General features: G+C 66.8%; 13 protein-coding genes and 1 pseudogene. 6 read left to right on the plus strand and 8 right to left on the minus strand.

The window, feature by feature from the left end; genetic code table 11:
* Window positions 1-4: 4 nt before the first annotated feature.
* A protein-coding gene (locus EXE63_RS22075) for an IS3 family transposase (RefSeq protein ID WP_168143681.1) occupies window positions 5-1,167 on the plus strand; the annotation gives its coding sequence in 2 pieces (ribosomal slippage) (window positions 5-289 and window positions 292-1,167; 1,161 coding nt in all).
* Between the two features lie 23 nt (window positions 1,168-1,190).
* On the opposite strand, the pseudogene EXE63_RS33080 reads toward EXE63_RS22075, so the two are convergent.
* The 3 genes and pseudogenes from EXE63_RS33080 to EXE63_RS22085 all read right to left on the minus strand — a co-directional run.
* Window positions 1,191-1,325 (minus strand): annotated as a pseudogene (locus EXE63_RS33080) (methionyl-tRNA formyltransferase); the annotation flags it as partial.
* Window positions 1,326-1,543: 218 nt separating this feature from the next.
* Window positions 1,544-2,281 (minus strand): DUF3060 domain-containing protein, encoded by a 738-nt coding sequence (locus tag EXE63_RS22080; protein ID WP_168143682.1) that lies wholly within the window; start codon window positions 2,279-2,281, stop codon window positions 1,544-1,546.
* Between the two features lie 112 nt (window positions 2,282-2,393).
* Window positions 2,394-3,782, minus strand: a complete 1,389-nt coding sequence (locus EXE63_RS22085; protein ID WP_168143683.1) for a cation:dicarboxylate symporter family transporter — start codon at window positions 3,780-3,782, stop codon at window positions 2,394-2,396.
* A 70-nt stretch (window positions 3,783-3,852) separates the two neighbouring features.
* On the opposite strand from EXE63_RS22085, the gene EXE63_RS22090 reads away from it, so the two are divergent.
* The 4 genes from EXE63_RS22090 to EXE63_RS22105 all read left to right on the plus strand — a co-directional run bounded on the left by EXE63_RS22090 (window position 3,853) and on the right by EXE63_RS22105 (window position 8,399).
* Window positions 3,853-5,388 (plus strand): sensor histidine kinase, encoded by a 1,536-nt coding sequence (locus EXE63_RS22090; protein ID WP_234904226.1) that lies wholly within the window; start codon window positions 3,853-3,855, stop codon window positions 5,386-5,388.
* On the plus strand, window positions 5,385-6,074 hold the full coding sequence (locus tag EXE63_RS22095) for a response regulator (RefSeq protein ID WP_168143684.1): 690 nt from the start codon (window positions 5,385-5,387) through the stop codon (window positions 6,072-6,074). Before EXE63_RS22090 ends, EXE63_RS22095 begins: the two co-directional genes overlap by 4 nt.
* 187 nt (window positions 6,075-6,261) lie before the next feature.
* On the plus strand, window positions 6,262-6,972 hold the full coding sequence (locus tag EXE63_RS22100) for an amidase (protein WP_234904227.1): 711 nt from the start codon (window positions 6,262-6,264) through the stop codon (window positions 6,970-6,972).
* Window positions 6,973-7,376: 404 nt separating this feature from the next.
* Window positions 7,377-8,399: an MmpL3/TtfA transport complex stabilizer gene (locus tag EXE63_RS22105; protein WP_168143685.1), complete on the plus strand. Its 1,023-nt coding sequence runs from the start codon at window positions 7,377-7,379 to the stop codon at window positions 8,397-8,399.
* Between the two features lie 11 nt (window positions 8,400-8,410).
* On the opposite strand, the gene EXE63_RS22110 is transcribed toward EXE63_RS22105, so the two are convergent.
* On the minus strand, window positions 8,411-8,725 hold the full coding sequence (locus EXE63_RS22110; protein ID WP_168143686.1) for a hypothetical protein: 315 nt from the start codon (window positions 8,723-8,725) through the stop codon (window positions 8,411-8,413).
* A 104-nt stretch (window positions 8,726-8,829) separates the two neighbouring features.
* On the opposite strand from EXE63_RS22110, the gene EXE63_RS22115 reads away from it, so the two are divergent.
* A complete protein-coding gene (locus EXE63_RS22115) occupies window positions 8,830-10,458 on the plus strand; it encodes a fatty acid--CoA ligase (RefSeq protein WP_168145709.1) in 1,629 nt (542 codons plus the stop codon).
* Window positions 10,459-10,513: 55 nt separating this feature from the next.
* Here EXE63_RS22115 and EXE63_RS22120 read toward each other — a convergent pair whose 3' ends face one another.
* The 4 genes from EXE63_RS22120 to EXE63_RS22135 form a co-directional block, all read right to left on the minus strand.
* Window positions 10,514-11,704: a lipid-transfer protein gene (locus EXE63_RS22120; protein WP_168143687.1), complete on the minus strand. Its 1,191-nt coding sequence runs from the start codon at window positions 11,702-11,704 to the stop codon at window positions 10,514-10,516.
* 44 nt (window positions 11,705-11,748) lie between these two features.
* Entirely contained in the window at window positions 11,749-12,084 is a 336-nt protein-coding gene (locus EXE63_RS22125) for a DUF732 domain-containing protein (protein ID WP_168143688.1), read from the minus strand.
* 90 nt (window positions 12,085-12,174) lie between these two features.
* Entirely contained in the window at window positions 12,175-13,779 is a 1,605-nt protein-coding gene (locus EXE63_RS22130; protein WP_168143689.1) for a serine/threonine-protein kinase, read from the minus strand.
* 57 nt (window positions 13,780-13,836) lie between these two features.
* The gene (locus EXE63_RS22135) at window positions 13,837-14,979 is read right to left on the minus strand and encodes a BTAD domain-containing putative transcriptional regulator (RefSeq protein WP_168143690.1); all 1,143 of its coding nucleotides are present in this window, start codon (window positions 14,977-14,979) and stop codon (window positions 13,837-13,839) included.
* Window positions 14,980-15,045 lie beyond the last annotated feature (66 nt).

Here is a 15,045-nt window from a genome sequence, read left to right on the forward strand (position 1 = left end):
CCTTGTGCCCAGGCCCTACCCCCGTGAGTTCCGCGACGATGTTGTGCGGGTCGCTCGCAACCGCGATGACGGTGTGACGATCGAGCAGATCGCCAACGATTTCGGTGTACACCCGATGACGTTGCATAAGTGGATGCGCCAAGCCGATATCGACGAAGGCGCCAAGCCCGGCAAGAGCACTGGCGAGTCCGGTGAACTGCGTGAGGCGCGGCGTCGGATCAAGTTGTTGGAGCAGGAGAATGAAGTCCTGCGCAGGGCCACGGCGTATCTGTCGCAGGCCAATCTGCCGGGAAAAGGCTCTACCCGCTCGTAAGTGAGCTCGCCGCCGACGGGATCCCCGTCGCGGTGACGTGCCGGGTACTCAAGCTCGCCCGCCAGCCCTACTACCGCTGGCGGGCCAATCCCATCACCGACGCGGAGGTTATCGAGGCCTATCGCGCCAACGCCCTGTTCGACGCGCACAACGACGACCCGGAGTTCGGCTATCGCTATCTGGTCGAAGAGGCCCGCGAGGCCGGCGAATCGATGGCTGAGCGCACCGCCTGGCGGATCTGCTCGCAGAATCAATTGTGGAGTGTGTTCGGCAAGAAGCGGGGTAAGAACGGCAAGGTCGGCCCGCCGGTACATGATGATCTTGTCGAGCGCGACTTCACCGCCAGCGGCCCAAATCAGCTGTGGCTCAGCGATATCACTGAGCACCGCACCGATGAAGGCAAGCTCTATCTCTGTGCAATCAAGGACGTGTTCTCCAACCGCATCGTCGGGTACTCGATCGACTCCCGGATGAAGTCCCGGCTGGCCACTACAGCGCTCAGTAGTGCGGTGGCACGCCGCGGTGAGGTGGCCGGTTGCATTCTGCACTCCGACCGCGGATCTCAGTTCAGGTCAAGACGATTCGTCCACGCCCTCAGCCGTTACGAAATGGTCGGATCGATGGGCCGCGTCGGAGCGGCCGGCGACAACGCGGCCATGGAGAGCTTCTTCGCGCTACTGCAGAAGAACGTGCTCGATCGCCGCCGCTGGAGCACCCGAGAAGAGCTGCGGATCGCGATCGTCACCTGGATCGAACGGACCTACCATCGACGCCGGCGCCAAGCCGGACTCGGGCGGTTGACCCCGATCGAATTCGAAGCGATTATGACCACACCGGCCAGTCAGGCCGCGTGACCGAAACTGTCACCTGATCGTGCAGCAGACCCGATCCCCTTGTAGGAATCATCGCTGGCCGGATGCGTCACGGACAGTGCGACGTCGTGCCCGAGGTCGACGAGTGCCTGGAGGGTTCGGACTCCCCATGTCTGGAAGCCGAATGAAACGATACGCATAACCCCACCGACCTTGCTGAATGTGACTGTGTCTCGTCCGTGGGACGGATGTCCCTCGCGGAATGTCAAAGACAAGTTAACAGATTATCTAAGGCTTAGCTAAGTTGAATCTGTGCTTCAGCTGTGGCCGGTGGTGGTCCGGCGAACGTATCAAGATCGTTTTTGCTGGATGTGCACCGTCGCGACACGAAAAGACGGTGAAGCCGGCCCGCGGCGCCCTACCCCGCAGTGATGGAGTTGCCGCTTCCGGACTCGCTCACCTCGGGCTCCCCGGTGCGGTAGGTGATCGTGTTGTCGAAACCCGACACGGCGATCGCCCGGGTGGACTCGGCGGTGACGACGTTCTCGAATCCCGACACCGTGACGGCGGTGCAATGACCGGTGATATCCACCGTGTTGTTCGCACCGGAAATGATCACGATGTTGTCGTTGCAGGTGACCGACTTGTTCGTGCCGATGCCGCTGATCGTCAGGGTGGTGCCCGGCTCCGGCGCCGAGCCCGACGGGGGCTCGGCGATGTCGGTCGGGATGGTGATGATCGTCGGCAATGAGGGCAATGAGGGCAACACCGGCGTCTCGGGCCCGTCGGTCAGCACATCACCGCCGCCGGCGATGCCGGGCGCCTCGGGTGCCGAGGTGTTGGAGAACATGAAGTACGCCGCCGCGCCGCCGGCGAGCAGGAGGAACACGAGTAGGACGGGGACGGCCGCCATCCACGGTCGGAAGCCGGAGCCCGAGGGTTCGGGCGGGTAGGGCAAGGCGTACCCGGTGCCGTAAGGCTGTGCACCATAAGGGGTTTGACCGTACTGAGGCTGGGCGTAGGGCGACTGGTCCGGCCAGGGCTGGGTCGGCGGCGGAGCGCCGTATCCGTATGTTGTCCGACTGGCGTTCTCGGAGCCGAGTTCGGTGGGCTCCAGCGCACGGATCCGGGCTTCCGGGTCGTCCTGCGGATTCATGGGCAGATGGTCGCATATCCGGAGCCGATCCACCCCGGCTCTGGCCGCACACGCCTGCGGCGCCGGACCCACCCAGAGGTGGTTCCGACGCCGCAGGTTCTTACGCCGGGCCTTATGCCGATACCGGGACTTTCTCCGATGCCGGTTCTGTGGCCCTTGCGGGGTGATCGTCGACCATGGTGATCTCGTCGAACGGATCGGATCCGCCCAGGACGGCGTCCACCTTGTCTCGATCGATCGTCTTCGTCCACGACCCGACCAGCAGGGTGGCGACCGCGTTGCCGGAGAAGTTGGTCAGCGCCCGGGCCTCGGACATGAACCGGTCGATACCGACGATCAGGCCGACACCGTCGAGCAGGTCGGGACGGTGTGCCTGCAGACCGCCGGCCAGCGTCGCCAGCCCGGCACCGGTGACACCGGCGGCACCCTTGGAGGCGACGATCATGAACACCAGCAGGCCGATCTGCTCGGACACGCTCAGCGGATCGCCGAGGGCGCCGGCGATGAACAGCGAGGCCATCGTCAGGTAGATCGCGGTGCCGTCCAGGTTGAACGAGTACCCGGTGGGGACGACCACGCCGACGGTGGAGCGCTCGACGCCCAGGTGCTCCATCTTCGCGATGAGGCGCGGCAGCGCCGACTCCGAGGAGGACGTCGAGACGATGAGCAGGTATTCGCGGGCCAGATAGCGGACCAGCTTGAAGATGGACACCCCGGACACCACCCGCAGCAGCGTGCCGAGCACGCCGAACACGAAGATCGCGCAGGTCAGGTAGAAGCCGGCCATCAGGGTCATCAGCTGACCTACGGCGGCCCAGCCGGTCTGCCCGACGACGTTGGCGATGGCACCGAACGCGCCGATCGGGGCCAGCCACAGGATCATCGCCAGCACCTTGAAGACCAGCTTCTGCAGGTGCTCGATACCGCGCAGGATGGGATCGCCGACCGAGCCGAGACCCTGGATCGCGAACCCGACCAGCAGCGCGACGAACAGCGCCTGCAGCACACTTCCTTCGGTCAGCGCCGAGAACAACGAGGTCGGAATGATGCCCTGGACGAAGTCCAGCAGACCGCCGGCCTCATGGGCCTTGTCGGCGAGTTCGGCGCCCTTGCCCGCGTTGGCGGTGACGTTGAGTCCTTCGCCCGGGTGCAGCAGGTTGCCGACGACGAGGCCGATCCCGAGCGCGAACGTGGACATCGCGAGGAAGTAGACGAAGGCCAGCCCGCCGACCTTGCCGACGGTCGCCGCCTTGCGCACCGACCCGATGCCCAAGACGATGGTGCAGAAGATGACCGGGGCGATCATCATCTTGATCAGCGCGACGAACATGGTGCCGAGCACGCCGACGCTCTTGCCCACATCCGGGGCGAGAATGCCGACTGCGACACCGGCGACGACCGCGATGATCACGGCGATGTAGAGCCAGTGGGTACGGTCCCGTTTGGTTTTAGGGGCGCCCTGCGCCGGCGTCGCCGGAGACGGTTGCTGGGAAGTTGTCATGTAAGGATGGTCGAGTACGGCGTGAGCCAGGTCACGTTTTAGTTCATTTCGTTCACGGGAGGTGCGCCGGGTGGTGGCCGACCGAATATCGCGGTGGTCGCTGGCGGGCCAGGCGATCGCGCTGCAGATCCTGGTCATCGCGCTGATCGTGGTGGCGGGCAGTGGGTTGGCGTTGCTCGACGCCCGCCAGGACGGTGATGCCGCCGCCGAGGCACAGGTACTGGGCATCGCGACCTCGCTGGCTGATTCACCGTCGACCGCACAGGCGATCGTGGACGGCAACGCGACCGCGACCCTGCAACCGGTCACCGAGTTGGTGCGCAGGCACACCGACATCGCGTTCATCACCATCATGGCGCCCGACCGCACCCGCTACACCCACACCGACCCGACCCAGATCGGCGGTGACTACCTGGGCAACATCGAACCGGCCCTGCACGGTGAATCCTTCACCGAGGTGTACACCGGCACGCTGGGGCCCTCGATCCGCGCGGTGGCCCCCGTGCACGACGGCGACGGCCGGATCATCGGCCTGGTCGCCGCCGGCATCCTGCAGCAGAGCCTGGCCGAGCGTTGGCGCGAGCAGTGGTTGGTGATCGCATCGGTAGGCCTTGTCGCCCTTGCTGTTTCGCTTGTCGGGGTGTGGGGTATCCGGCGCCGGTTGCTGCGTCAGACCCGTGGGCTGCGTCCCGACGAACTACGGGTGATGTATGACCACCACGACGCGATCCTGCACGCGGTGTCGGAGGGGCTGATCGTGCTGGACCGCGACGGTGTGGTGCTGGTCAACGACGAGGCCCGTCGACTGCTGGCGCTGCCGCCCGGACCGGTGTCGCGTGCCGATCTGCCGGAGTTCCTACAGGTCGCCGATCCCGGGGTTCGCGACGAACTGCACGTGACCGACGAGCGGGTGCTGGTGGTCAACCGGGCGAAGGTGCCCGATTCGGGCAGCGAGGTGGTGACCGTCCGGGACCGCACCGAATTGCAGGGCGCTCTGGGCGAACTCAGCTCGCTGCAGGTACTGGCCGACTCGCTGCGGGCGCAGGCTCATGAGTCGGCCAACAAGCTGCACACCGTGATCACCATGGTGGAGATGGGCCGCCCGCAGGACGCCGTCGCGGTGGCGACCAGGGAACTGGAGTTGTCCCAGCGGCTGGTGGACCGATTGTCGGAGGCGGTCGGTGAACCGGCCCTGGTGGCGCTGCTGCTCGGCAAGACCGCGCAGGCCGATGAACGCGGTATCTCGCTGACCGTCACCGAGGACACCCAATTGCCCTCGGATGTCGCCCTGACCGGGCAGGAGCTGGTGACCGTGCTGGGTAATCTCATCGACAATGCGATGGATGCGTGCGACCGCGACGACCCGTGGGTCGAGGTGACGGTGGCCCAGGATGCAGACGCCTTGCGAATCATCGTCGCCGACAGCGGTTCCGGGATGGATGCCGAGGTGTTCGCCCAGGCGCAGCGCCGCGGGTACTCGACCAAGAATGCCGACGGGCACGGCATCGGGCTGGCGCTGGTGGCTCAGGTGGTGCACCGCCACGGCGGCACGCTGAGCACCGATGTGACCTACGGATCGGTGGTCTCGGTGGTGATCGGCCGGTGATCAGTGTCCTGATCGTCGAGGACGATGTGCTGATCGCCGAGGCGCATCGCACCTATCTCGATCGCCTGGAAGGCTTTTCGCCGGCTGCGGTGGTGCACACGGCGCGCGATGCCATGCGGGCGGCGGCCACCGCGGCGGCGGCGGGGGAGCCGATCAACCTGGTGCTGCTGGACCTCGGACTGCCCGATGCCAGCGGCATCTCGCTGGCCTCCGGGCTGTCCGGGTTGGTCCCCGCCCCGGACATCATCGCCATCACCTCCGAGCGCGATCTGGAGATGGTGCGCGCCGCGGTCTCGCACGGGGCGCTGGCCTATCTGCTCAAGCCGTTCACCTTCGCGGCCTTCCGGGACCGCCTGGAGCGGTATCGGCGCTACCGCACCGCGTTGCCCGCCGGCACCGAGGCCGCCAGCCAGGCCGAGGTGGACCGGGCGATGGCCGAGTTGCGCATCGGCGCCGACCGGGCGGTGGCCCCGAAGGGCGCGGCCCCGCAGACCACCGACGAGATCGCCAGGGCGGTCCGTGACTGCCCGGGCGGCATGACCGCCGATGAGGCCGCCGCGCAGGTCGGCGTGTCCCGGGTGACTGCATGGCGCTACCTGGAGCGACTGGCCGATGAGGGCACGGTCACCCGCAACACCGATTACGGCAAGGCCGGGCGGCCCAAGACGCGTTATCAGTGGCGCTGAGACCGCCACCAGGGCAGAAGCGCGGGCGGGCCGGCGGTCAGATATCGACTCGGCAAATACTTCGTGTGCTGTCAGCAAATTGATCGGGCCCGATTTATGATTTTTCGGACCGGTGTCCGAAAGGCTTGCTGTGCACACGACTGGGATCTATCGACGGTGGCCTCTGCTGGCTGCGGCGGTATTGCTGGTGCCCGCCGCGCCCGCGCTGGCGGCACCGGAATCGGCGGAGAGCTCGGCCACGGTCACAGTGAACACCGGTAGCCGAGACCTGAACGTGCGGTCGGCGCCGTCCACGGCGAGCCAGCGGGTCGGCCGTATCCCGGATGGCGCCCGGATCACCATCACCTGCTTCGCGCGCGGGACGGTGTTCACCGGGGGGCCCTACGACATGTCCACCGATCTGTGGAACAAGCTGGCCGACGGTGGCTATGTCACCGACGCGATGCTCGACACCGGGTCCAATGACCCTGTTGTGCCACCGTGTGCCACCGAATCGATGCGGCCGGCCGAGCCCCGGGCGAGCGGTGAGACCGTGGACAGCAACCCCGGGGAAGAGGGATCCGCGCTGTGGGGCGCCATGGAGAAGTGGTACTTCGCCTCCGGTAAACGCTCCTACCCGGCGGTCGAGGGCGCACCACGCGATCTGGCGACATCGGCGCGGGCGGCGGGCTGGACCGTCGTCGACGAACCCCGGGACCGCGCCGTGGTGGTGATACCGCCCGGTGTGCTCGACGCCCCGAGTACCGGGCACGTCGCGTGGGTGGATGCCACCTCCAGTCGCGGGGACGGGACGTACCTGCGGATCACCGAAATGGCGGCGATGGACAAGGCGCCGCATATCTGGTCGGGGCGCACCATCCAGGCGGTTCCGGAGCTGTCCTTCATTCTGTTGCCCTGACGCACCGCTAATTTTTCAGCTACGTCACATGCGCGGCTCGGGCCATGGGCTGCCGCCGTGAGAAGTTTGCTGACGTGTCGGCTGTGATCTGTCTTGCATTTTCGCGGCGAGGTCTGAGAATCCTGTGTGTGACGGGTGGGGTTTCGGCCCCGAGACCGGTTAGCTGCATCCGCAAAAATCGCTGTTGAACACCACATTTCCTGTTGCTCCGGGCAGGTCACAACTAGATAACGATATTTTCCTGAGGGATGTCTGAGAGGTGTAACGTCGGTGAACTCGGCAAGCGGCCAACGGCCGCTTTGGGTAGGTTTTTTCGTCGCTAGACTCGTCCCAAACGCGTTCAACTCGGGCGCTGGCGACTGAATCAAGTGCCGGGATAGTCATCCGGCGGAGGTGTCGAAGAGATGGCAAGTGTTTTCGTGCGCGCCAATGCGGCAGCGCTGAACGACTCGCAAACCGCTTTCGCGGGCTCGGTCGCGATCGACCGCGGGCCGATCGCCGACCTGACGGCCAATGCCGACACGATCGTGGTGGCCAACTACGGCGACGACAGCGTCACGGTGGTCCGGCCCGACAGCGCCGGGGCGCCGGCCGTGGTGCCCGTCGAGGGTGAGCCCTTCGCGGTCGCACTGACCGATGACCGCGCCTTCGTGGTGACCAGCGATCTCGACGCCGACGCCGTCCAGGTCATCGATACCCGTACCAACTCGGTGGTGGGCCACTACCCGCTGGCGTTCTCGGTCACCGCGGTGGCGGCCAGCCCCGACGGTAAGCGTGCCTACGCCGCCCGCGCCGGACACGACCACGTGGACGTGGCCGTCATCGACATCACCGCCGACCGCGTCGGCACCGTCGACATCGGCGCAGGTGCCGGATCCACCATCGACGCCCTCGCCGCGGATCCGTCCGGCCGGCGGCTCTATGTGGCCGTGACCACCAGCCGTGGCAGCCGCGTGGTGGTCGTCGACACCGAGACCGCCAAGGCGCGTAAGTCGATCGCCTTCGGCGCACCGATCCGTGACCTGGCCGTCGCGGCCGACGGCACCGTCTACGCACTGACCTCCGATCTGCAGGCCCGTGGTGTCATCGAGGTCGTCGATCCGAAGACCTTCGCCGTCACCGCGAGCATCGGTGCAGGCACCCTGCCGATCCAGATGGCGCTGTCGGCCGACGGTGCGCGCGCCTACGTCGTCGACTACGACCAGGTCGCGGTGCTGTGCACGGTCACCCACGAGGTCGTGGAGACCATCACCGTCGGCGCCCGCCCGGCGGCTGCCGCGCTGAACACCGAGGGTGACCGGCTCTATGTCGCCGATGTCGAGGGCAATGTCACCGCATTCCGGGTGGCCGCACCGGCACCGATGTACTCGCCGTTCGACGCCGCGGCATTTGACGCGGTGCGTGAGCTGGCACCGGCCGGGGTCTGAACTCACCCGGCTCAGCGGTTACAGTCCAGCGATACCGAAATCGACTGGCTGACCACAATTTCCACCAGGTCGGTGTCGTCGTCGCCGTGCTTGCCCCAGCCGTCGTCCTCGACGCTCACCCACCGGGTGACCTGCTGAGGGTTGCGGATCCCGGTGACGGTGCACTGCTCCAGCGGCGCGCTGCCGATCCGGTCGACGTTCACGGTGTAGCCCTGGGCCTCCAGCATCCCGATGGTCTCCAGGGCGGTCTGTTCGGCCGAGGCCGGCGGCGCCACCGCCAGTACCGCGGCGGCGAGCAGTCCGGTGGTCACTGCGATCGGACGCATGGCACGCCCCCTGTCTGAGGTGCTGAAACTGTTCTGCCCTGTACATCGCCGCCAGATCGCGAATCGTGACAAACCGGGTCGTGGAGAGCACTAACATCGCCCGCGTGCAGTCCACCATGCAGAGCTGGCCCCTGACCATCGCCGCCATCCTGCGGCACGCCTGCGCAGTGAACGGCGACCGCGTCGTCACCACCGCCACCGGGCAGGGCGGATATCGCAGCACCACCTACCGCGAACTCGGGGAACAGGCCGCCCGACTGGCGCACGGACTGCGCGGTCTCGGCATCAGCGGAGATCAGCGGGTCGGCACCTTCATGTGGAACAACGCCGAGCACCTGGCGGTGTACCTGGCCGCCCCGGCGATGGGCGCGGTGCTGCACACGCTGAACATCCGGCTGGCTGCCGAACAGATCGCCTTCATCGCCGACGAGGCCGAGGACCAGATCATCGTCGCCGACGCCTCGCTGATACCGCTGCTGGCTCCCGTCCTGCCGCTGCTGAGCACGGTGCACACCGTCATCATCGCCGGTGACGGGGATACCGGACCGCTCGACGATGCCGGTTTGACGGTGCTGCGCTACGCCGATGTGCTGGCCGGGCACCCGGGGCAGTTCGACTGGCCCGATGTCGACGAGAACTCCGCGGCGGCGATGTGCTACACCAGCGGCACCACCGGGAACCCCAAAGGTGTTGTCTACAGCCATCGCTCGACCTACCTGCATTCACTGAACACCTGCACCGCCAACGCCCTCGACGTCGGCAGTGACGATGTCGTGCTGCCGATCGTGCCGATGTTCCATGCCAATGCCTGGGGGCTGGCCTACGCGGCCTTGATGGCCGGTGCCGATCTGGTGATGCCGGACCGCTTCCTCGACGGTGCGTCCTTGATCGAACTGATCGAGTCGCGCAGGCCCACCGTGGCCGGTGCGGTGCCGACGATCTGGAACGATGTGATGCACTGCCTGGAAAGAAGCCCGGGACATGATGTTTCGTCACTGCGACTGGTCGCCTGCGGCGGATCGGCGGTGCCGCTGTCGCTGATGCAGACGTTCGAGCAGCAACACGGGGTGTACATCCAGCAGGCCTGGGGCATGACGGAGACCTCGCCGCTGGCGACAGTGGCCAAACCGCTGCCCGGCGTCGACGAGGACAGGCACTGGGCGATGCGTACCACCCAGGGCCGGCCGATGTGCGGTGTCGAGGTCCGCGTCGTCGACGACGCCGGTGACCCGGTACCCGCCGACGGAGAGTCGGTGGGCGAGTTGGAGGTTCGGGGACCCTGGATCACCGGCGGCTATTACCTGGGCCGGGACGCGGAGAAGTTCGACGGCGGGTGGCTGCGCACCGGTGATGTCGGTCGCATCGATGCCGACGGATTCGTGACGCTGACCGACCGGGCCAAAGACGTCATCAAATCCGGCGGTGAGTGGATCTCCTCGGTGGAACTGGAGAACCATCTGATCGGTCACCCGGGCGTCCTGGAGGCCGCCGTCGTCGGGGTGCCCGACGAGAAGTGGCAGGAACGCCCGCTGGCCGTGGTGGTGCTGCAGGAGGGCGCCAGCCACACGCCCGACGAGCTGCGGGAGTTCCTGGCCGACAAGGTGGTTCGTTGGTGGCTACCAGAGCGGTGGACCTTCGTCGACCAGGTGCCACGCACCAGTGTCGGCAAGTACGACAAGAAGACCATCCGCGCCCGGCACGCCGACGGCGACTACCACGTGATCACCCTCTAGCGGTTTGTGGAGTTCTCGTCGGAACCGACGAGAACTCCACAAACCGCAAGGAAAGTCAGCGCTCGGCGCGCTGGTAGGCCGTCACGACGGCGGCGCCACCGAGCCCGATGTTGTGCTGCAGGGCGGCAGTCACACCGTCGACCTGACGCTTGTCGGCGGTACCGCGCAACTGCCAGGTCAGCTCCGCGCACTGCGCCAGGCCGGTCGCGCCGAGCGGATGTCCCTTGGAGATCAGGCCACCGGACGGGTTGACCACCCAGCGGCCGCCGTAGGTGGTGTCGTTGTCGTCGATCAGCCTCGGCGCCTCACCGGGGCCGCACAGGCCCAGTGCTTCGTACAGCAGCAGCTCGTTGGCGGAGAAGCAGTCGTGCAGCTCGATGACCTGGAAGTCCTGCGGTCCGAGCCCGGACTGCGAGTAGACCTGCTGTGCGGCTTGGACATTCATGTCATAGCCGATGATGTTCGCGGCGCTGCCGTCGAAGGTGGAGGCGAAGTCGGTGGTCATCGCCTGACCGACGATCTCGACGGCCTGCTCGGCAAGTCCGTGCTTGGCCACGAAGTCCTCACTGACCACGATCGCGGCACCGGAACCGTCCGAGGTCGGTGAACACTGCAGTTTGGTCAGCGGGTCTGAGATCATCTTGGCGCCCAGGATGTCGTCGAGGGTGTACTCGTCCTGGAACTGGGCGTACGGGTTGTTCACCGAGTGCTTGTGGTTCTTGTAGCCGATCTTGGCGAAATGCTCGGCGGTGGAGCCGTACTTCTTCATGTGTTCGCGACCGGCCGCACCGAACATCCATGGTGCGACCGGGAAGGCGAACTCGTCGATCTCGGCCAGCGCCTTCACATGCCTGCCCAGCGGTGACTCGCGGTCATCGGCGCCACCGCCGAGCGAGCCGGGCTGCATCTTCTCGAAACCCAGTGCGATCACGCAGTCGGCCAGACCGCCCCGGATCGACTGCGCGGCAAGGTAGAGCGCTGTGGAACCGGTGGAGCAGTTGTTGTTGACGTTGACGATCGGGATACCCGTCATACCGAGTTCGTACAGCGCGCGCTGGCCCGAGGTGGAATCGCCGGAACAGTAGCCGACGTAGCCTTGCTGCACCTGGCTGTAGTCGATCCCGGCGTCGGCGAGTGCCTTGGTGCCCGACTCGTTGGCCATCTGGGGGTAGTCCCAGCCCTCGCGCCGGCCCGGCTTCTCGAACTTGGTCATCCCGACACCGACGACAAACACCCGATTGGCCATCCGTGGCCCCTTTCGCTCCGTTGCGTTGGGCCTCAACATAACCGTTAGGCGAATGCGCCGGTGTGCTGCGGGCAGTAGTAGCCGATCGACATGACGATGAACGCCGCGGCCTGCCGGGTGTTCAGGTCGGTGTACTCCAGGATGTCCAGGCCGATATCGGTGGCCTGGACCCCGGAGTCCAGCTCGGCACACACCTCATGAGCGTTCGAGATGACCTCGACCGCGGACTCGTAGGAGATGCCCTCATAACGGATATCGGACAGGAATGCCGCATCGTCGGCGGAGGTGATGGCGCTCGCGGTGCCGGCGGTGGCGAGGCCGGACAGGCCGGCCACCAGTGCGAGGCCGGCGGACTGGATCAGGCGCTGAACTGCGAACATCGTCTCTCCCCTGGATGTCTGAGCCCCGGCGTGATCCGGGGGTGACATCAGCGTCCAACGACGTTCTTGAAGAATTCTTGGGGTGCGGCCTCAGCCGTAGGCCAGCCACCACTGATGCAACTCGTCGAGGTTCGGGCCCTGGGCGTTGCCGAGCAGCAGACCGTCGTTCTTGGTCCAGGTGAGGTCCGGGCTGTCGTTGTAGGTGCCGCAGGCGATGGAGCCCTCGGCCTTCTGCGGGGTGTCGGTGTAGTGCCAGGTGGCGGGGGAGTCCATGGTGCTGTTCGGGCACGGCATCAGTTCGGCGGTCTCGCCGATCGCCTCGTCGAAGTTGGCCCGCAGGGCGCCCTGGTCGGGGAACGTCGAGTATCGCGAGGCGAGGGGACCGCCCGCCATGCTCGACGGCCCGCAGTCCACGGTCGCCAGCGCGCCGGGCACGGGCGGATCGACCGCCTGGCATACGCCAGGGTCATACCCCTGCGGGAGCATGCCGAACAGGCGATCCTGCAAGATCGCCGGGTCGGGGGCCCGGGTGCGGGTGGTCCGCTCGGCGGTGGTGGGGGCCGCCGAGGTTGTGGTGGGCGGGGCGGCCTTGGTGTCCTCGGGTTTCACCATGAAGTAGACGCCCACGGCGGCGAGCACCAGGAACAACACCGTGGCGGCGGCCGCGATGGGCAGCCACGGCGTCGTCTTCTTGGGCTGCGGCGGGCGGCCGGGTGGCGGGGTGTGCCAGTTCGGTGGCGGTGGCCCAGGCGTGCCGAAGGGCGGTGGGGTCACCCCGAACGGTGGCGGCGTGCCGAACTGCGGGCCGGGCATGGTCGCCGCCGCGCCGCGTTGCACGATGTGCGCCGCCTGGTCCTGGTCACGCACGCTCAGGGCGTCGGTGGCGGCCGCGGCCAGATCTCCGGCGCTGGCGAACCGGTCGGCGGGTTTCTTGGCCATCCCGCGGGAGACGACGCGGTCGAATGCGGCCGGGATACCGGGCCGGGCTTGGCTCGGGGCCGGGATCGGCTGCATCAGATGCGCGGTGATCACCATGCTGACGCTGTCGCCGGGATAGGGCTGCGATCCGGTCAGGCATTCGTGCAGCACGCAGGTCAGGGCGTACACGTCGGCGCGGTAGGTCACCTGGTCGCTGGTGAACCGCTCCGGTGCCATGTATGCGTAAGTGCCTACCGCGGTGCCCAATTCGGTCAGCTTCTCATCGCTGGCGGCGTTGGCGATGCCGAAGTCCACCAGATAGGCGAAGTCATCCCGGGTGATGAGGATGTTCTCCGGTTTGACGTCGCGGTGCATGATGCCGCTCTCGTGCGCGGCGTCCAGCGCCGAGGCGATCTGGCGCACGATGGCGACCGCGCGGGCCGGCGTCATCGGGCCGTAGCTCTTCAGGATTTTGCGCAGGTCGGCCCCGTTGATCATCCGCATGTCGACGTAGAGGACGCCGTCGATCTCGCCGTAATCATGGATCGGCACCACATGCGGTTCCTGCAACCGGCCCGCCGAATGTGCTTCGCGCTGTAGCCGTTTGCGGAACACCGGGTCGTGGGACACACCTTCGGGCAGCAGTTTCAGCGCGACGATGCGGTCCTTCTCGGTGTCCTCGGCTTCATAGACTTCGCCCATGCCGCCGCGTCCGATGAGTCTGCGCAGTCGATAACGGCCGAAATCGGTACCCTCACGCGATGTCGGCCCGGTCATTTCCCCTGCTTCTCCTGGAGTGTGTCGGCCCATCACATTAACGGTTCGGCGCAGCGCTCACCGGGGAAGCTCAGCGGGCGGCGCGATCTCGAACACGAATTCGTGGTCGCACACCCGCACACGGTCGCCGCTGGTGAGGGTGGCGGTGCCACGGATGCGGTGCCCGGCCACCTCGACGCCGTTGGCCGATCGTAGGTCGGTGATGACGTAGCTGGTGCCGGTGTCGATGATGACCGCGTGGTGGCGGCTGACGCTGACGTCGTCGAGCACGATGTCGTTGTCGGGCAGCCGGCCGATCCGTGTCGCCGCCGACAGCAGCGGATACACCCGCCCCGAGGCAGCCCGCATCTGCGCGGGTGCGGACTGCGCGCCGGTCGCGGTGCGGATGTCGATGCCGATCTTGTGCACGGCCGTGGTGCGGGCGGCCCGACGGGTGTTGATGGGTTCCTGGCGCAGAATACGTTCGGACAGTGCACGCACCGTGGGGCCCGGGTCGATACCGAGATCCTCGGCCAACGTGCTACGCAGCCGCCGATAGGCGTCCAGCGCGTCGGATTGCCGCTCGCTGACGTAGTACGCGGTGATCAGCTGTGTCCACAGCGGTTCACGGTAGGGGTGCTCGGCCACCAGGGATTCCAGCGTTCCGATCACGGCATAGCCTCGGTTGCAGGCGATTTCGGCCTCGGCGTGCGCGGTGTGCGCGACAACCTTGTCCTCTATGAGCGCGGTGGCGAACGGGCCGACGAATTCGAAATCGCGGAGGTCATCGAGCACCGGTCCGCGCCACTGCGCCAGCGCCTCGGACAGATGAGTGCTGGCCTGCTCGAACTGGCTGGCCGCGGCGGCCTGCACGCCGGCGTTCTTGGCCGACACGAAACGCCCGAGGTCGCATCCGTCGTCGGTGACGGTCAGCCGGTAGCCCGGCGGCGCGCTGGCCAGGATCATCCGGCCGTCCGAACCGCCGCCGCTGATCAGCTTGCGCAGGTTGGAGATGTAGGAATGCAGGCTGGCCTTGGGCTCCGGCGGTGGGAACTGTTCCCAGGCCGCACCGACCAGCGCGTCGCTACTGATCGGGCGGTTGCGGCTCATCACCAGCATGGCCAGCACCGCGCGTTGCTTCGGCGTGCCCAGCGCGACCGGCGATCCGTTCACGGACAGCTGCAGCGGGCCGAGCACCCCGAAGTCCACGCCGCCGCTCATGAATCAGTATTGTGCCCGGATCCCCGCGAACCACGCCCGCAAAGTGGTAGAACGTGTTCTAGTTTT

The organism is Mycolicibacterium frederiksbergense (assembly GCF_012223425.1).
Lineage (GTDB): Bacteria > Actinomycetota > Actinomycetes > Mycobacteriales > Mycobacteriaceae > Mycobacterium > Mycobacterium frederiksbergense.